This is a genomic window from Microvirga terrestris (genome assembly GCF_015694425.1).
In the GTDB taxonomy this organism is placed as follows: domain Bacteria; phylum Pseudomonadota; class Alphaproteobacteria; order Rhizobiales; family Beijerinckiaceae; genus Microvirga; species Microvirga terrestris.
The window spans coordinates 1-18,370 of the sequence record NZ_JADQDN010000020.1 but is presented as its reverse complement, the minus strand read 5'-3'; the positions used below and the strand labels follow the sequence as shown (position 1 = coordinate 18,370).

General features: G+C 63.6%; 12 protein-coding genes. 3 read left to right on the top strand and 9 right to left on the bottom strand.

The features are described from left to right. Nucleotides 1–257 precede the first annotated feature (257 nt). The 7 genes from I2H36_RS19720 to I2H36_RS19690 form a co-directional block, all read right to left on the bottom strand. Nucleotides 258–1,409 carry a potassium channel family protein gene (locus tag I2H36_RS19720; protein WP_196265605.1) on the bottom strand — a complete coding sequence of 384 codons (1,152 nt, stop codon included), beginning with the start codon at nt 1,407–1,409 and terminating at the stop codon, nt 258–260. A 30-nt stretch (nt 1,410–1,439) separates the two neighbouring features. After that, complete coding sequence (locus I2H36_RS19715) at nt 1,440–2,600, bottom strand: SMP-30/gluconolactonase/LRE family protein (protein ID WP_196265604.1); 1,161 nt, start codon at nt 2,598–2,600, stop codon at nt 1,440–1,442. A gap of 92 nt (nt 2,601–2,692) precedes the next feature. Then, entirely contained in the window at nt 2,693–3,292 is a 600-nt protein-coding gene (locus tag I2H36_RS19710; protein WP_196265603.1) for a hypothetical protein, read from the bottom strand. Between the two features lie 18 nt (nt 3,293–3,310). After that, the gene (locus I2H36_RS19705; protein WP_196265602.1) at nt 3,311–4,486 is read right to left on the bottom strand and encodes a zinc-dependent alcohol dehydrogenase; all 1,176 of its coding nucleotides are present in this window, start codon (nt 4,484–4,486) and stop codon (nt 3,311–3,313) included. A 454-nt stretch (nt 4,487–4,940) separates the two neighbouring features. Then, a complete protein-coding gene (locus tag I2H36_RS20550) occupies nt 4,941–5,270 on the bottom strand; it encodes an FmdB family zinc ribbon protein (RefSeq protein WP_196265601.1) in 330 nt (109 codons plus the stop codon). 75 nt (nt 5,271–5,345) lie between these two features. Continuing rightward, nucleotides 5,346–6,500, bottom strand: coding sequence for a glutathione-independent formaldehyde dehydrogenase (locus I2H36_RS19695; RefSeq protein ID WP_196265600.1), 1,155 nt, complete (start codon nt 6,498–6,500; stop codon nt 5,346–5,348). Nucleotides 6,501–6,655: 155 nt separating this feature from the next. After that, nucleotides 6,656–8,938 carry a PAS domain S-box protein gene (locus I2H36_RS19690; protein ID WP_196265599.1) on the bottom strand — a complete coding sequence of 761 codons (2,283 nt, stop codon included), beginning with the start codon at nt 8,936–8,938 and terminating at the stop codon, nt 6,656–6,658. Between the two features lie 346 nt (nt 8,939–9,284). On the opposite strand from I2H36_RS19690, the gene I2H36_RS19685 reads away from it, so the two are divergent. The 3 genes from I2H36_RS19685 to I2H36_RS19675 all read left to right on the top strand — a co-directional run bounded on the left by I2H36_RS19685 (nt 9,285) and on the right by I2H36_RS19675 (nt 14,420). After that, the gene (locus I2H36_RS19685) at nt 9,285–12,149 is read left to right on the top strand and encodes an ATP-dependent Clp protease ATP-binding subunit (protein ID WP_196265598.1); all 2,865 of its coding nucleotides are present in this window, start codon (nt 9,285–9,287) and stop codon (nt 12,147–12,149) included. Beyond that, nucleotides 12,146–12,640 carry a phosphate-starvation-inducible PsiE family protein gene (locus I2H36_RS19680; protein WP_343234483.1) on the top strand — a complete coding sequence of 165 codons (495 nt, stop codon included), beginning with the start codon at nt 12,146–12,148 and terminating at the stop codon, nt 12,638–12,640. The genes I2H36_RS19685 and I2H36_RS19680 overlap by 4 nt, the downstream gene beginning before the upstream one ends. 73 nt (nt 12,641–12,713) lie before the next feature. Next, nucleotides 12,714–14,420 (top strand): FAD-dependent oxidoreductase, encoded by a 1,707-nt coding sequence (locus I2H36_RS19675; protein WP_196265597.1) that lies wholly within the window; start codon nt 12,714–12,716, stop codon nt 14,418–14,420. A 70-nt stretch (nt 14,421–14,490) separates the two neighbouring features. Here I2H36_RS19675 and I2H36_RS19670 read toward each other — a convergent pair whose 3' ends face one another. Together I2H36_RS19670 and I2H36_RS19665 are read right to left on the bottom strand one after the other, a co-directional pair. Then, nucleotides 14,491–15,120 carry a hypothetical protein gene (locus I2H36_RS19670; protein ID WP_196265596.1) on the bottom strand — a complete coding sequence of 210 codons (630 nt, stop codon included), beginning with the start codon at nt 15,118–15,120 and terminating at the stop codon, nt 14,491–14,493. Between the two features lie 458 nt (nt 15,121–15,578). Beyond that, nucleotides 15,579–18,125: an excinuclease ABC subunit UvrA gene (locus I2H36_RS19665; RefSeq protein WP_196265595.1), complete on the bottom strand. Its 2,547-nt coding sequence runs from the start codon at nt 18,123–18,125 to the stop codon at nt 15,579–15,581. Nucleotides 18,126–18,370 lie beyond the last annotated feature (245 nt).

Below are 18,370 nucleotides of genomic sequence, written 5' to 3'. Positions count from 1 at the left end.
AGAAGACGTTCATGCAACGCCACGATGGATTGCGTCGAAGCCAAGGTCCGTCAGTTAGACAGTTCCGGCGTCCGGCACTGTCACGTATCCAAGCTGCTTCTACTCGGAAATGGCCACTGCAACAGCGGGATCCGTGCCGAAGTGCGCACTCAGCGTTGCCATTGTCATACGGGCGCCGGATTTTCGGTGGGTCTCACGAAAGAAACTTGAGAATCCCGCAAGCCGTCTCGCTGAGCGGCATTCTAGCCTTTATCGGATCATTCGGCCACGTATAGGCGGGACCGGGGCTCGTTCGGGCCGCCCTTCGATCCTAAACGGCTCATTGCCGCGTCGATCTCCTCCATGCCGTACGCCATCGAGGGTGCTAGGTTCGTGATGTGATGGTCCCATTGCATTCGGCAGGAGATGTAGGCCTCGGCACCAGCCTGCCCGTCAGCCGTGATCTCGATCCCCGCCTGCCGAAGCCGAAGCAGGGCAGCGTGGTAGCGTGCTCGCCAGCGATCGCGGGTCTGCTGGTCCGGTTGAGCCTCCCGGTCCGGTGCCCCATGGGGGAGGAAGGTGTTCTCCAAGGTGGTGACCAGCATCATTGACGCTTCCCAGAGTTGCACGACGGCTCCTGCCTCCTTCAGCCAGCCGTACTTCTGATCATCCAGAGCGCTCTTGATCAGGCTCACCGTGTCCAACGCAACCAGCGTGGAACGGGACACCGAGTGGTATGGGTCACTGAAGCGGAAATAGAACAGCACCGGGTAGAAGTGGTGTGCCTCCTTGGCCATGGTCATCTCGACACCGAGTTCCGACAGGTTCGTGTAACCGCCACTGAACTGCCCCTGAGGTCCGAGACGGGCCAGCAATTCGGCCGCATCGCCTGTGCACCCTGAGAGGAAATGAATGTTCATGGCCAGCACGTTGCGGCGCTGGAGCGCTGTGTAGACCTGCATCAGGTAGGTCAGCGTCAGCGACATCACCGACATGCCGATCAGCGAGTTGAACAGGAAGAGCAACCGTGTCGGGCTTGTGTGGGGGGTGAAGTCGCTCGCACCGACAATCGCCATGCTGGTGCCCCCGGCATACATCGCGGTGACGAAGTCGGTGGGCGTCTCGCCATTGCTGGCCCGGATGGAGGTGCCGAGTTCCGGGTGCATGATCAACGCCGCCCCAAGTGTCAGGCCGAGACCCCAGACCCCAACCAACAATACGAGGATGATCGGACCGCAGAAGGACAGAACGGCTCCTTGTCTAGAGCCAAAAACCTTTGAGGCTTTGACGAAGGAGGCCCAGACCAGCTGCGCGACCCTGGATCCGATGATGCTGGTGCCGATCCTGGCGTAGAGCACGGTCAGAAAGATATCGAGCAAAATGATCAGGATCAGGAGTATTCCAAGGCCCTGCTCCAGTCGCCCCATCATGGAAGGCCTCCTGTCATGCCAACTGTTCCGTCAGGGTCGTTGGGGCTGCCCGGCCGAGCCGGTCGCCTCCCCGTTCTGTCCGGGCTCGATGCGCCACAGTTGCGTCTCAAGGCGCGGGCCGGTCTCAGGCTTGAACCAGCTCATGTCCTGAATGCGGGAGCTGGTGACGTAGATGGTCCCGTCGGGTCCCTCCGAGAATGTATCGGGCCAGCGCAACCGCTTGTCCTGGACAAGAGTGGTGATGCGATCTCCATCGCGGACCTTCACGGCATCCTGCTCAATGGCGCTCAAATAAAGCCGCCCGCGCCCGTCGATCCAAAGGCCGTCCGTCGGCTCGGTTTCGGCGGCACGCTCCACACGAGCTTCGAGGTCCTTCTCGGACAGACGTGAGTTCTCCAAGGCATCCGTCGTGATGCGATAGAGGGTCCGGCCGGTCAGGGCTTTCCAATAGAGCGTGCGCCCATCGGGAGAGAGTGCGATGCTGTCAGCGGCAAATTCGACCCCACGCCCGTCGGGCCGGCGCAACTCCTGCCCATCAGTCTTCACCACCACATCCTTTTCCGGCTGGGTGCTCGGGTGGCCGTGAAGGACGCGTCGAGCCTTGCCGTTCTGGAGATCCACAACAACGAGTGCACCTTTGGCCCCGGCATCGGTCAGGTAGGCATGCCGCCCATCCGGCGAAAACCGCACGTCGTTCAGGTAGCTGCCCTGAGGCGCGACCGTCTCGTCGAAGCGGATCACCTGCGCAACCTTGTTTGTCTTCAGATCGATCCTGACGAGCTTGGGCCCACCCTGCACAACGGGTGCTGTGGCTGGTGCGGCCGGATCGACGACCCAGAGATTGCCGTGTGCATCGGCCACGACACTCTGGACGCACACGAAGTGATCCCCGGCTGACATCTGGTTCTTCTTGGCATTGCGCCAGGAATTCCACTCGTCATCCGGGTAAGGTTTGATCTGGCCGTCGCGCGTCACCTCGGCCACCGAGATCGGTGAATCCTCCGTCCAACGCGGGAAGTTGACGAAGATGCGTCCATCCTTCGAAACGGTCACTCCGGTCACCTGGTGTTCAAAGCTGGCAACCTGCTGTAGCTGCGCCGTACTCTGAGAGGGTGCCGCACTCTGCTGGGCCATGGATGTGGTGGCCAGGAGCGTTCCGAAAAGCAGGGTCGTTGGTGTGAGCCTGAGCATGGTCACCTCCATCGCGTGGCAATGATCGTGTAGGATACGGCTGCCCCCTCACAGCGTGAGCGCCGCTCGAGCGCAGCCGTATCGTCGAAAGCTCAGTGAGAGCGTGCCCTCTCTTGCGGGGCACGATCCGACACCGCTGCGAGGGTTGGTGCGGCCCGCATGTCCGGAGGCACCTGGAAGTCCTTGGCTGCGCCTCGCGACGCCTGGACACCCTGCGGGAAGCCCGTCCGATTTCGGTAGGAGCGTGGCCGGCCCCGGGGGCGGCTGTGGCGGGCCGTGACCCCCTGCGCGCCAATGATGTCGAGCAACGTCACCCCCAGCACCGCCGCAAGAGCAATCCCGACATTGTTGCGCTTCGGATTGTCATGCCGCATGGCCGTCATCAGGGTGGCGATGTCGAGCCCGTCTCCCGCGACGCGGCTCCACAGGCCGAGGTGCTTGTCGGGCGAGAGCGAGACGATGCCGTGCCCGAGTTCGCGGACGCCATAGGCCCGCACGAGGCCTTCCTTGCCCTCCATGCCAAGCGCCCGGGTGAAGCGCTCCGGCGCGACTAGCTCCGCTATACCCAGACCGATGCTGTACCAACCCAACGCTTTAGCCAGGCGGTCAGCGGCCCCCAGCGAGCTGGGGCCGGAATGGAGGACTTTCGGGTCGCCCTTGGACCGGGCAATGTTCGAGATGTAATAAGCCATGTTTTCTCTCCCAGTATTTTAGGGCTTCAAAACCACCTTGATGCAGCTGTCCTGCTTGTCCCGGAACACCTTGTACATCTCGGGCCCGTCCTCGAGGCTCACGGTGTGGGTGATGACAAACGATGGGTCGATCTGCCCCTCCTCGATGCGGCGCAGAAGGTCATCGGTCCAGCGGTTGACGTGCGTCTGGCCCGTCCGGATGGTCAGCCCCTTGTTCATCAGCTGGCCCATCGGGATCTTGTCGACCAACCCACCATAGACACCGGGGATCGAAATCACCCCGGCCGGGCGGCAGACGTAGATCATCTCGCGAAGGATGTGCGGCCGATCGCTTTCGGCTCCCAGCATCTGCTTGGCGCGGTCGTAGACAGTATCCGGCATGGAGGGCGACACATGGGCTTCCATTCCGACGGCATCAATGCACTTCTCCGGGCCCTCGCCACCAGTCAGTTCGTTCAGACGCTCAACCACGCTCTCCTCGTCGAAGTTGATCGTGATGGCACCACCAGCTTCTGCCATTTCCAGGCGCTCCGGCAGATGATCGATGGCGATCACCTGCTTGGCGCTGAGGAGGACGGCGCTGCGGATCGCCATCTGACCGACAGGACCGCAGCCCCAGATCGCTACCGTGTCCGTCGGCTGGATGTCACACTGGACAGCGGCCTGCCATCCGGTCGGGAAGATGTCACCGAGGAAGAGAACCTTCTCGTCCGGGATCCCATCCGGCACCTTGATATGCGTCGCATCGGCAAAGGGGACGCGGAGATACTCGGCCTGCCCGCCAGGATAGCCGCCGGTCAGATGCGTGTAGCCGAACAGGCCTGCGGTCGCGTGGCCGAAGACCTTGTCGGCGAGATCCTTCTTGCGGTTGGTGGTCTGGCACACCGAGAAATTGCCGCGCTTGCACTGATCGCACTCGCCACAGATGATCGTGAAGGGGACAACGACGCGGTCTCCCTTCTTGAGCTTGCCCCTCGCCTCGGACCCCACCTCGACGACCTCCCCCATCATCTCGTGCCCCATGACGTCGCCGGGCAGCATCGCCGGGATGAAGTTGTGGAACAGGTGCAGGTCCGAGCCGCAGATGGCGCAACTGGTCACCTTGACGATGGCATCGCGCGGCTGCTCGATCTCAGGGTCAGTGACGGTGTCGCAGCGGATGTCTTCCTTGCCGTGCCAAACGAGGGCTCGCATGCTTTCCTCCTCCTCTTGTCCAACGAAGATGCAGAGGCTCCTGCGTCCGGAAACCAGTGCGGCACGGGGCAGATCTCTGCGGGGGTGGTCGTCAGGGGTCGTGGCTCATGAACGTCCGCGCTGAGGGGAAGTGCTGCGGATGATCCCTGAGGGACATCCCGCTCCGTTACGATGCAGCGCGGTTCTCCCGCTCTGCCGACCGACGGCGAGGACAGCAACATGAGCGGGACATTCCGGCTAGGCGGTCAGGTTTCGGGCGTGTCTGCCCCCTGCGGCACGTTCGGCCCTGGGTTGGGCGCCTGGAATCCCACGGAGGTTGCGATCAGCACGGCTTGTGACAGGGTCTGCATGAAGTGGGCCCAATGTGTCTCTTCCGTCCGAGGACTGAGGCCGATATCCTGTCCGATCGCCTTTTTGGTCTTGCCGGTCGACAAGCCTGCTTACGCTGCAGCCATCACTGCCCGCTACACCGTATTGGCCCGTGCGACGTGAAGACCCGTCCGACCGCGGACAGGGCGCCCGGCAGCGGCATTCGGCGAACGCAACAGCCACAGCCGGCTGGATGCGCCGCCGAAGAGGGCCGCGGGTAAGTTGCGCTCGGCTGGGTTGCTTCGTAGGCGGTGCGGCCGCTCGGGCTGATGCTGGCGATGGCTGGTGCGCTGAGAAATGCCCGTGACGTTTCAGCCCCGCATTTCGGGCATGCGCATGGGTCCTGGAACCGCGCCATGGGCTGCATCGCTGTGAATGGCCCGCACCCTTGGCACTCGTAGTCGTAGATCGGCATGGCGTCCTCACGTTCGAGCTCGTTCGGCGAGATGGCATGCAGGCCGAGAGCGCGATTCGCGCCCGGCCCGGCCAGTCACGCGGCTGGCTTGAGAACCACCTTGGTCCAGCCATCGTCGCGCGCGTCGAAGTGCTGGTAGGCATCTGATGCCTCGCCCAGCGGCAGCTCGTGCGAGATGATGAAGGACGGCTTCGCGCGGCCAGTCGAGATCAGGTCTCGCAGCTGCCGGTTATACGCCTTCACGTTGCACTGGCCGGTGCCGATCGTCTGACCCTTGAACCAGAAGAGACCGTAATCGAAAACGATCTCGCCCTGCTTGTAGAGCGGGTCCTGCGGAGCCGGATCCTGGGGCACATAGACGCCGACCACGCCGATGCCGCCGGTGAATTTCACTGACCTTACCAAGTCGTTCATGATCATGTTGGGGTGCTCGTGGCCCTCCGGGTCGTGGGCCTGGTAGCCGACGCATTCGCAGCCGCGGTCGGCACCGATGCCGTTCGTCAAAGCAAGGACTTGGTCCGCCGGGGAGCCCTTGGAATCGTCAATGGGCAAGGCCCCAATCGACTCTGCGAGGCGCAGACGGTCGGGATGGCGGTCGACGACCATGACCATGCAGGCGCCCTTGATCATCGCGGAGTGAGCAGCCATGAGGCCGACCGGCCCGGCCCCGTAGATGACAACCGACTCGCCGGGACGCAACCCTGCAAGTTCGGTGACGTGCCAGCCGGTTGGGAAGATGTCGGCCAGCATCACATAGTCGTTCTGGCGCTCCTCCGCGTCCGGTGGCAGCTTCAGGCAATTATAATCGCCATAAGGGACGCGAAGTAGGTCGGCCTGGCCGCCCCGATACGGTCCCATATCGGCGAAGCCGTAGGCGGCGCCTGCCATGTTCGGCACGACGCTTCGATCCGCCGTGGTCAGGCAGAACGCGCTCAAGCCGCGTTCACAGTTCTTGCAGAACCCGCAGCCGATGTTGAAGGGTATGGCGACCCAGTCCCCAACCTTCACCCGATCGACCGCGTTCCCTACTTCGGCCACCTGACCGAGGTTCTCGTGCCCGAACACGCCGCCGCGCGGGAAGTCGGTCCGGCCCTCATACATGTGCAGATCGGAGCCGCAGATGTTGGTGCTCGTGATCCGTACCAGAACGTCGGTCGGCCTCTCGATGCGCGCGTCGGGCACGTCCTGTACCGCAACATCGCGCGGCCCGTTATAGACAACTGCTCTCATCGTGTTCTCCCAACCTGTAGCCGCATGCTCGATAGGCGCAACTCGTCACCTTGACGATGGCGTCGCGGAGAGGTCGTCAGGGTTCGTAGCCTTTGAACGTCTGCGCTGAGGGGAAGTGCTGCGGATGATCCCTGAGGAACATTCCTGCTGGGCGATCAGGTTTCGGGCGTGTCTGATCCCTGCGGCACGTTCGGCCCTGGGTTGGGCGACTGGAACCCTGCGGAGGTTGCAACCAGCACAGCTTGTGACAAGGTCTGTACGCCGAGCCGCTGCATGACGTGGGCCCGATGGGTCTCTACCGTCCGAGGGCTGAGGCCGATGTCCCGTCCAATTTCCTTGTTGGTCTTGCCGGCCAACAAGCCTGCCAGGACTTCGCGCTCCCGTTCCGACATCTCGGCAAGCCGAAGCCGCGCCCGGCCTGCCTCCTGGTCTTGCTCATTTTCCTCATGGGTACTGGCTGCGGCCGACGCCACTGCGGCCAGAAGCTGGTCCGAACCATACGGGATCGGCAGGAAGTCCACAGCTCCAGCTTTCATCACCTGCACCCCAAAGGTCACGTCGCCTTTAGCGTCCCCCAGAACAATGACCGGCAGACCGATGCGACGGGCCTTGAGCTCCCTCGGAATGACCAGACCACCAGCGCCAGACCGGCCGATGTCGAGAACGACGCACCCGGCCGCGAGAGCCGGGGCCGCCTCCAGGAAGGATTTACCAGACGAAAAGACTCTGGCCTTGTAGCCGGCGTCGCGAAGTAAACGGGATAGACCTTGGCGGGTGGTCTCATTGCCATCGACAACATACACGAAACGCCCGTTATGTCGGGTGATGTCCTGGGCAATTCCGCCGGCTCGTCGGATCTGGCCCTGTGCGTCGCGAATGGGGAAGAAGGTGTTCCGGATCCAACGCACGCCCCCATCCTGCCGGATGATGCGAAACTCCTCAGTGCAGATGTCGCCCAGTTTGACGCGTTCAAGCGCGCCTCGAGCGCGTTGTCGATCTTCCGGATGGACGAAGCGGCTCCAACGGGTGGGATTGCCGAGCACTCCCTCCCGCGGCTCGCCCCAAACAGGTTCGAAAGCGGGGCTCAGGTATTCGAGGTTCATCGTCTCGAAGTTCAGGATCCAAAGAGTGTTGCTCGAGTTCTCAGCGAACTGCCGGAAGCGCTCTTCGCTCTCACGCAGGGCTGCTTCAGCCCGCTTGCGCTCCGTGATGTCCAAGGCGGCTCCAATGAACGCAACGGGACGGCCATGCTCGAAACTGGTCCGGCCCTGCGTGGAGACCCAACGCTCGACCCCATCCTCGATCCCGATCACGCGGTATTCAATGGCGTAGATACCAGGACCGGCAGGATCGCTGCACTGGGCGATAGCGGCCTCGACGCGCGGGCGATCCTCGGGATGCATGCCGGACAGAAACACCTCCTCGTCGACATGAGCATCAGGCGGCAGGCCCCACATCGCCTTGAGCCGGGCATCCCAGTCCAGTCCTCCCGTGACCGGATTCCAGGTGTAGGGCGACAGACCGACGAGGTCGATGGCAGCCTGGAGCCGGGTCTGGCTTTCGCGCAACGCCTGCTCCGTCCGCTTCTCCCGCTCGACGACCTGCACTACGAAGACGGCGCCCAGACCCTCCTGAGCGGTCGTGCGGAAGGGCGCAGCGCTCACGCGCGTCCAGACATCCTGGCCATTGGGGAGTGTGACGAGGAAGTCGACACCTGGAATAACCGTTTCACCCCGCAGCGCTCGCGCACTCGGATAGTCGGAGGGGCTGAGACGCTGGCCCTCAGGGGTGTAGCCCCGCCAGCGCTCGCCTTGAATGGGATCTCTGGAGGGGACTTTTTCTAGGGCGTACTGCTGGAGGATCTGGTTGCTCAGGACGATGTTACCTTCCGGGTCGACGAGGCCTACACCAACCGGCAGTTGCTCCAGAATGGCTGCAAGCTTGTTCTCGCTTTCGCGCAGGGCTGCCTCAGCCTGGACGCGCTCGGTGGTCTCGTGAACCGTGCACAGCACCCCGCCGACTCCCCCGGTTTCGTCACAGACGGGACTGTAAGAGAAGGAGAACCAGGTTAGTTCGGGGTAGCCTCTGCGCATGACCGTTAGCGGCATGTCCTCGAAGTAGCTGGCCTCCCCTCGCATGGCCCGCGCGGCGATGGGGCCGACGATGTCCCAAGTCTCGGGCCAGACCTCCGGGAACGACCGTCCGAGCGCTTCCGGTTTTTCGCCTAGCATAGGAATGTAAGCGTCGTTGTAGAAGCTTGTCAGTTGCTGCCCCCAGGCCAGGTAGGTAGGGAAGGCGGAGTGCAGCATGATGCTTAAGGCGGTGCGGAGCGACTGCGGCCAAGTCTCTGCTGGCCCGAGGGGCGTGGCAGTCCAGTCGTAGGTTCGCACGCGTTCACCCATGATGCCGCCGTTGGGAAAGCCTTCCGCCGTGCTCATTCCATTCTCCCTGGAAACACATCATGAGCGGCCTTCCGATAGATCTTTACGTGTGTGAGGGCGGCTTGCCAAAGGGGATTGCGGCTAGGCGTCTTTCCTGGTCGATCCTGCCACACCTGAACCGCCGGCATTGGCTGCTCTGTCATGTAAGGTGGGCTGATGGAGGCACGCCTACGCTGATTGGTTCGCAGCCACGTACCCTCCCTCAGTAATTGACCGGTATGATTATAGCTCCCGCGACTGGTACCCTTCATGAATCACGCCGAAGCAGTGTGCTGCGGCGAGCGTCTGCTGAAATGACAGAACGCCCGTCCAGAGTGCGGGATAGCCAGCATGGAGGCATGTCATGGCAGACGGATTGTGTGACATCTGTGGTGTTCGACCTGCGACCGTTCGAGCGCAGGTGGTCAGCCACGGCCAACGCCAGACCATGGAGCTCTGTGACGTCGATTACCGGCGTTTGGCGCGGCAGCAGCGGCCGAGTTCGCCGCTGGAGTCACTCTTCGGCGAGCGCGGCAGCCTGTTCGACGACTTCTTCGGCGACGATTTCTTCGGCGAGAGCCCGCGCAGCAGCGCAGGGAGACTTGCCGATGAGCCTTCCGACACCGGGGATGGCGGCACGCCCATTCCGGTCCGGTCCGGGCGTGGACGCACCCGCGGCCGCGGCGCGGCAGCAGGCGTGGCGGACCGTCTGAGCGAGCATGCTGAGGAGATCCTCCAATCGGCTGCTCAGCGGGCTGGCGACTTCGGCCGCCGCGAGGTCGACACCGAACATCTCCTGCTCGCTCTGACCGAAAGTGACGTCGTCCGCACCATACTCGACCAGTTCAAGGTCTCGCTCGATGACCTGCGCAACCAGATCGTCCAGGAAAGCCCCCGGGGCGATTTCAATCCGGAGGAAGGCGGCGAGATCGGCGTCTCGCCCCGGGTGAAGAGCGCCCTCTCGCGCGCCTTCTCGGTCTCCGGCGAGTTCGGCCACTCCTATGTCGGCCCCGAGCACCTGCTCATCGGACTGGCTGAGGAGGGGGAAGGCATCGGACCCGATGTCCTGAACCGCTATGGCCTCACGCCGCAGGCCATCCGCCAGCAGGTCACCAAGGTGGTCGGCCGCGGTGCCGAGGAAGGGCGGGTCGACACGCCCACCAACACGCCCAATCTAGACAAATACTCACGCGATCTCACCAAGCTCGCCCGTGAAGGCAAGCTCGATCCAGTGATCGGACGGGCGCAGGAGATCGAAACCACCATCGAAGTCCTCGCACGGCGCAAGAAGAACAACCCGGTCCTCATCGGCGAGCCGGGTGTCGGCAAAACCGCCATCGTCGAAGGGCTTGCTCAGCGCATCGTTGGCGCCGAAGTGCCTGAGAGCCTGCGGGACAAGCGCCTCGTTGAACTCTCTATCAACTCCATGGTGGCCGGCTCCAAGTATCGGGGCGAGTTCGAGGAGCGCGTTCAGCAGATCCTCAAGGAGGTCACCGAGCGCAAGGACGAGCTCGTCCTCTTCATCGACGAGATCCACACCATCGTCGGCGCGGGCCAGGGCGGCGGCGAAGGCGGGCTCGACATCGCCAACGTGTTCAAGCCGGCACTCGCCCGCGGCGAGCTCAACCTGATCGGCGCGACGACGCTCAACGAGTACCAGAAATACATCGAGAAGGACGCGGCCCTGGAGCGCCGCTTCCAGCCGGTCTTCGTGCCCGAGCCGACGGTTGCCCAGACCATCATGATCCTGCGCGGCCTGCGCGATACCCTGGAGGCGCACCACAAGGTCACGATCACGGACGAGGCCATCATTGCAGCGGCGGAGCTGTCCGACCGCTACATCACCGGACGCTTCCTGCCCGACAAGGCCATTGATCTGATCGACCAAGCCGCCGCCCGGGTAAAGATCTCTGCCACCGCCCGGCCAGTGGACGTGCAGGACATGGAGGCCGAGGTGCGCCAGCTCAAGCGCGAGCAGGACTACGCCTCCTCCCGCAAGCACTTCGACCGCGCCTCGGAAATCCAGGCCCGGCACGATGCCCGCAACAAGGATCTGCAGGACGCCACCGAACGCTGGCGGCGGGAACGCGGCTCGGCCTCGACCGAGGTGCGTACGGAGCATATCGCACAGGTGGTGTCCAAGCTCACCGGCGTTCCGGTCAACGAACTCACGACCGAGGAGCGTCAGCGTCTTGTGAAGATGGAAGAGCGCCTGCACCAACGCGTGATCGGTCAGGAGGAGGCGGTGAAGGCCGTGAGTGACGCCGTCCGTCTGGCGCGCGCTGGCCTGCGGGAGGGGCGCAGCCCCATCGCGACCTTCCTGTTCCTCGGCCCCACCGGCGTCGGCAAGACAGAGCTGGCCAAGGCTCTCGCGGAAACGGTCTTCGGCGAGGAGGACGCGATGATCCGCCTCGACATGTCGGAGTACATGGAGCGCCACGCGGTCGCTCGTCTCATCGGTGCGCCTCCCGGCTATGTCGGCTACGAGGAAGGCGGGCAGCTAACCGAGCGCGTGCGCCGGCGCCCCTACTCCGTCGTACTGCTGGATGAGATCGAAAAGGCCCACCCGGATGTCTACAACGTGCTGCTTCAGGTGTTCGACGACGGGCGGCTCACCGACGGCAAGGGTCGCGTGGTCGACTTCACCAACACGATCCTGATCGCCACGTCGAACCTGGGCTCAGACATCATCCAGCGCCACCTCAACCTGCGCGGCACGGCCGAAGATGACCAAGCCCGTCTCAAGCGCGAGCTAATGGACGTGCTGCGCGGCCATTTCAGGCCGGAATTCATCAACCGCATCGATGAGATCATCGTCTTCCACGCCCTTGCCCGCAGCGAGATCCGCTCCATCGTCGAGCTCCAGCTGGAGCGGGTGAAACGCACCGCCCATGGCCAAGGCATCGAGCTTGACATCGACGGCAGCCTTGTCGACCACCTAGCGGCCGCCGGCTTCCGGCCGGAGTTCGGAGCCCGCGAGCTGCGCCGTCTCATCCGCTCTGAGCTTGAGACCCAGCTTGCGCGAGCGATGCTGGCAAACGAGGTTCGGGAAGGTGACCGGGTGCTCGCGCGCTGGGACGGCGATCAGCAGAGAGTGGTGCTGGAGCCGCAGCCCAAGGCAGAGGGTGCGACAAAGGCCACGGGCGCGACGGACGACCACCACAATGCGGTCGAGCTAGACCGGAAGGCCCAGCGCAGGGACGGCGGCAGCAGGCCGGCCGCCGAGTGAGGACCTCGTCTGCCCTGCGCGAGACCCGCGAGGCCTGGCCCGCCCTGAGCACCTACGAGCGTTTCGAGCAGGTCGTCTCGCTGGTGCTGACTGGCCTGATCGGGCTGGTGATCGCGGCCGCATTGATCCATCTGAGCTTCCGCATCCTCATGCTGGTGCTGTCTGGACTGCTCGACCCGGCGGAGACGGGCGTGTTCCAGGCAGTCTTCGGCATGATCTTCACGGTGCTGATCGCCCTTGAGTTCAACCATTCGATCATAAGCGTCCTTCACCGTAAGGAAAGCGTCGTGCAGGTGCGCACAGTGGTGCTGATCGCCCTGCTGGCGCTGGTGCGCAAATTCATCATCCTGGATGCGAGCAAGACCGACCCGCTCACCATCCTCGGTCTGGCCGCGGCTATCCTGGCACTCGGCTCGGTCCATTGGCTCGTGCGCGACCAGGACAGGAAGGATGCCGCCGGGCAGGATCAGACCCATGGGACGGCCGACTAGGCCGGAGCAGCTCCTAAATTTCAGTGCCGCCACCCAGCCCGATCATCTCATACTGTGAAAAGCAAGGTGTCCCATGTCATCCATTGATCCGCGCGACGAGCAGATGTTTCCGAAATTTGGGACCGCGGACATCGACCGCCTGCGCCGCTTCGGCGAGACCAGGCACTACGCTGCAGGCGAGCCGCTTTTCGTCACGGGCGACAATGCTCCGGGCATGTTCGTTCTCATTTCCGGTTCGGTCAGGGTCACCCGGCGCGATCCTCTGGGACGTCTCGCCCCCATTGTCGAACTGGGACCCGGCGATTTCGTCGCAGAGGTGGGGCAATTATCCGGCCGCCCGTCGCTCGTGGATGTGCACGCCACCGGCGATGTAGAGGCGCTGCTCATTCCGCACGATAACCTGCGGAGTCTTCTGATCGCCGAGGCCAAGCTGGGGGACAGGATCATGCGGGCGCTCATTCTTAGACGCGTCGTGCTGATCGAAACCGGCGCAGGCGGTCCGGTCCTGATTGGTCCCGAAACTCATCCTGACGTGGTTCGCCTGCAAGGTTTCCTGGCCCGCAATGGCTATCCATGCCAGGTACTCGATCCTGTTCGGGATCGCGACGCGGCGTCTCTGGTCGAGCGCTATGCGCCGGATCCGAAGGATCTCCCCCTCGCCGTCTGTCCCAAGGGGACAATTCTCAAGAATCCGTCCGAGCGCGAGCTGGCGCAGGCACTCGGAATGGTGCCCATCGATGCTCCGGATCGAACCTATGACGTCGTGATCGTCGGAGCGGGGCCCGCTGGTCTCGCGACGGCAGTTTACGCCGCGTCGGAGGGATTGTCCGTCGTTGTCCTGGATGCGGTGGCCTTTGGCGGCCAAGCGGGCGAGAGCGCCCGGATCGAGAACTATCTGGGGTTTCCCACCGGCATCCCTGGCCGGGAGCTTACGGCGCGCGCTTTCGTCCAAGCGCAGAAATTTGGCGCCGAGATGGTGATTCCGGCCGAAGCCGTCGGCCTCGATTGCTCGCAAACGCCGTATGGGATTCAACTCGCTGACGGCCGGCGGGTCAAAGGCTCCACGGTGGTTGTGGCCTCGGGCGCCCGCTACCGGCGGCCGGAGATTCCTCGCCTGCGGGAGTTCGAGGGGCGCGGCGTGTGGTACTGGGCCTCGCCCATCGAAGCGCGCCTGTGCCGGAACGAGGAGGTCGCCCTTGTGGGCGGCGGCAACTCCGCCGGGCAGGCAGCCGTCTTTCTGGCGGACGTCGCCGCGAAGGTATGGATGCTCGTCCGTGGTCCCAGTCTCGCCGAGAGCATGTCGCAATACCTGATCGACAGGATTGAGGCCGCCGAGAATATCGAAGTGCTGACCGAGACAGAGATCACTGACCTGTCGGGTTCCCCCGAAGGGCAACTCGAGCGTGTCCGGTGGCGCAACCGCGTCGCAGGCGATGAGACGGGGAAGTCGATCCGCAACGTCTTCATCTTTATCGGCGCAGACCCGGCAACGGGTTGGCTCGAGGGTTGTGGGGTGAGCTTGGACGCCAAGGGCTTCGTTTGCACCGGCGCGGCTCTCCCGGCCACCGGCATGACGGAACAAAGCGGTCCAGGACGCCCCTCTCCGCTGGAAGCGGACGTCGCCCATGTGTTCGCGGTAGGCGATGTTCGGGCAGGATCCGTCAAGCGCGTCGGCGCCGCAATTGGTGAGGGCGCGGCTGCGGTAGCTCAGATCCACACCGTTCTGTCGAATGCGTCTGGGCCGCCGCCTGCGGCAAGGGAGCGAAGCGCGCGAGGCTGATGAATGCCAGCTTGCCCCAGTCAATCAGCCAGGCACAATTGCCGGGCTGGTGCGAACATGTCCAAAGGCCTCAAACGAGACCATTCCGGCGCGTTTTATGGCGCTCCTCGATCAGGGGACGGCAAGTCTGCTCGATGGCCTTCACCGCCAAGTCGAGCCGCCTCCTGAAAACGTCACCGTTCCCTTCGCCCCAGCCAATGGCCGCTTCCCATTGGTTGCGCCTCGCTTCCTCCGAGCCCGTCGGCTCCTGGCCGTAGGTGCGGATCAGGTTGTGGGCCGAGTCGATGACCTCGCTGTGAATGGCCCGGATCTCCTCGAAGGGCCGGGCGGCCTCCTCCCCGAAATAGGCCATGAAGCGGTACCGACTCGCTTGGAGCTCGGAAAACACTTGGCTCTCCTTGGTCAGGCGGTCGACGGGCGCGAAGATCTCGCCCCGTTCAAGCTCCTCATCCTCCGGTCTCGCTCCAGGGCGATCATCCTCCCCACCGTCGTTGTCATCTGAGGCGGGAAAGCGCGCCCATGTTAGGATGTCCCTGGCCCGGTAGAACCCCGCTAGCACCTCCTCGGCGAGCTCAGTCTTGCGCCGGCCGACCATCTCGGTCCGCCAGGCATTGAGGCCGCGGACCCCGGCCCAGCCGGCGACGACGGCCGCTAGGCCTGTCATGAGATTGGCCAGCGCCGAGATCCATTCAGGCGACAAGATCGCCTCCGTCAGGAACTAGGAGGAGGTGGCTCCGGAGCCGCTTCGGAGCGACACCTCAGTTTCTCCCCGAACTAAGTGGCGTAGGACGGAAGCCGGGCAAGACGCCAGACTGCCGGAAACCGCGAAAGCAATACCATCCCCGGATGATCTACCGGCCTCTTCGGTGGCGGATCACCAGCTCGTAAACACATCAAATTTGCTTCGAGAGCCTGCGGAGTTCACTTGGAAGAAGGCCGTAAGCCGCTTTGAAGCGGCGGCCGAAATGAGTCATGTCCGAGAAGCCCAGCTCGATGCGATCTCAGTCACAGTTCGATGAGCCTGAAGCGGGTCCTTCAGGGCCCTGTGGCAGCGGTCCAGCCGTCGTGATTGGACAAGATGGGTTATCAATGTTCCCTGTTGGGCAAGCAGCGCGTTCGCGTACTGCACGCTCTCGCCGGCCGCAGCGGCAACCATCATCAAGCGAGGGCATACGCCAAATAGGGCGCCGTCCGGCTGCCTGATGCTTTTGCCACTTCGACGGGCGGCCCCGATGCAACCATTCGTCCGCCCTCGTCACCGGCTCCCGGACCGAGATCCATGACCCAGTCGCTTCTCGCCGCGACACGCATGTCGTGCTCGACCACGATAACGGAGTTGCCGGCTTCGACGAGCCCATCGAGCTGGGAGATGAGCCTTTCCACATCGGCCGGGTGCAAGCCGGTGGTCGGCTCGTCGAGGACGTAGAGTGTATCGCCGCGCTGGATCCGCTGCAGCTCCGTCGCAAGCTTGATCCGCTGCGCCTCCCCTCCGGACAATTCTGTCGCGGGTTGGCCGAGTCGCAGATAGCCCAGACCCACCTCGCGGACGATCGTGAGGGAGCGATGCAGGTGCGGCTCGTCGGCGAAGAACTCCCAGGCCGCATCGACGGTCATTCCGAGCACGTCGGCGATGGACTTATCGCGGTATTTGATCTTGAGCGTCTCGGCGTTGTACCGCGCTCCATGACAGGTTGGGCAGGGTGCATAGACGCTCGGCAGGAACAGCAGCTCCACCATCACGAAGCCTTCACCCTCGCAATGGGGACAGCGTCCCTTGGCGACGTTGAAGGAAAAGCGTCCCGCATCGTAGTGACGGGCGCGGGCCTGCTTGGTCGCGGCAAACAGCTTGCGGACATGATCGAAAAGGCCCGTATAAGTGGCGAGGTTCGAGCGCGGCGTGCGCCCGATCGGCTTCTGGTCGACCCGCACCAGGCGCTTGATCCCTTTCATGCCGCCGACGATCCGGCCACTGGCGGGAATGACCGCTGCCCGCTCGAGCTCCTCTCCCTCTTCCTCATGTGCAGGGATGTCATGGCCGAGATGCTCTGCGACCAATTCGACCAGGGCTTGGCTGACCAAGCTCGACTTGCCGGAGCCGGATACTCCCGTGACACTCGTGAGCACACCTAAGGGAAACGCGACGTCGAGCCCATCCAAATTGTTGCGCGTGACTTCGGCGAGGCGCAGCCAGTCTTTCGGCGCGCGCGGCTCCCGAGGCGGGAGAGGGCTTTCGCCGAACAGGAAGCGCCGTGTTTGCGAGGCCTCAACCTGTCCGAGCCCTTCCGGTGGACCGCTATAGAGCACGAAGCCGCCCTGCTCGCCGGCGCCGGGACCCACATCGACGATCCAGTCGGCCTGACGGATCACGTCGAGATTGTGCTCGACCACGAACTGCGAATTCCCGGATGCCTTCAGCTGCCCAAGCGCATTCAGCAGGGCCTCGGTATCGGCGGGGTGAAGGCCGGCCGACGGCTCGTCGAGCACATAGACCACACCGAACAGGTTCGAGCGCACCTGGGTGGCGAGCCGCAGCCGCTGGAGCTCGCCGGGCGATAGCGTCGGGGTGCTGCGATCGATGGCGAGATAGCCGAGCCCGAGATCGAGCATGACGTTGAGCCGGGCGACGAGATCCTGTGCGATGCGCTGTACGACCACCGTCTTTTCCGGATGCTCCGTCTCGATCTTCGCCCTTCGTGAGGCGGTCCCGTCCGCATAGGGGCGAAAGATTTCGGAGAGGCGGGCGAGCGGCAGACTGGAGATGTCGGCGATGTCCAGCCCCGCGAACTTGACGGAGAGAGATTCGGGGCGCAGGCGCTTGCCATGGCAGAGCGGGCATTCGGCGCTCACCATATATTGCGCCACGCGCCGCTTCATCAGCGGGCTCTGCGTGTTCGCGAAGGTGTGCAGCACGTGGCGCTTGGCGCTCGTGAACGTTCCCTGATAGGCGGGCTCTTCCTTACGTTTGAGCGCGCGCTGAACCTCCTGCTGCGTATATCCCGGATAGACCGGAACGGTCGGCTGCTCATCCGTGAAGAGCAGCCAGTTGCGGTCCTTCTTGAGCAGATCCTTCCAGGGCCGATCCACGTCGAAGCCGAGCGTCGTCGCGATGTCGCGAAGGTTCTGCCCATGCCAGGCGGTTGGCCAGGCGGCGATGGCACGCTCGCGAATGGTCAGCGTGTCGTCAGGCACCATCGATCGCTCGGTGACCTCATAGACCCGTCCGAGGCCATGGCACCGGGGACAGGCCCCCTCCGGGGTATTGGGCGAGAACGACTCGGCGTAGAGGATCGTCTGGCCGCGCGGATAGTCTCCGGCGCGGGAATAAAGCATGCGCAAGAGGTTGGATAAGGTCGTGACGCTACCCACAGAGGAGCGCGTGGTCGGTGAACCGCGCTGCTGCTGAAGCGCGACGGCGGGGGGCAACCCGTCAATGTCGTCCACATCGGGGACGGGCATCTGATGGAACAGTCGTCTGGCATAGGGCGACACCGACTCGAGATATCGCCGTTGCGCCTCGGCATAAAGGGTTCCGAAGGCCAGCGAAGACTTTCCTGAGCCAGAGACACCTGTGAAAACCACAAGAGCATCGCGAGGAATTTCGAGATCGATATTCTTGAGATTGTGCTCGCGGGCCCCGTGAACGCGGACAAACCCAATCCCTTCCCGCACGGCCATCGGAGAACGGGACTTGCTGTTCTGTGGCATTGCGTGACCCGCTGATATATCGGATCCGCAAAGATCTAGGGCAATCCGACGCTCCCGCCAGAGGAATGGCTTCCAACCCCGCGTGGCGGGATCGTTAAGATCTTGCTCGCCGGAAACAGGCCCTGTTGTTCAGCGCCAGGGCTGTCATGAGACCATGTTGCGCACAAGGCGTATGGTCCCGAACCGGCTGACGTCAGCTTCGGGTCAAACTGAGTCATTTAGCGCGACCACAACAAGGTCCGCTC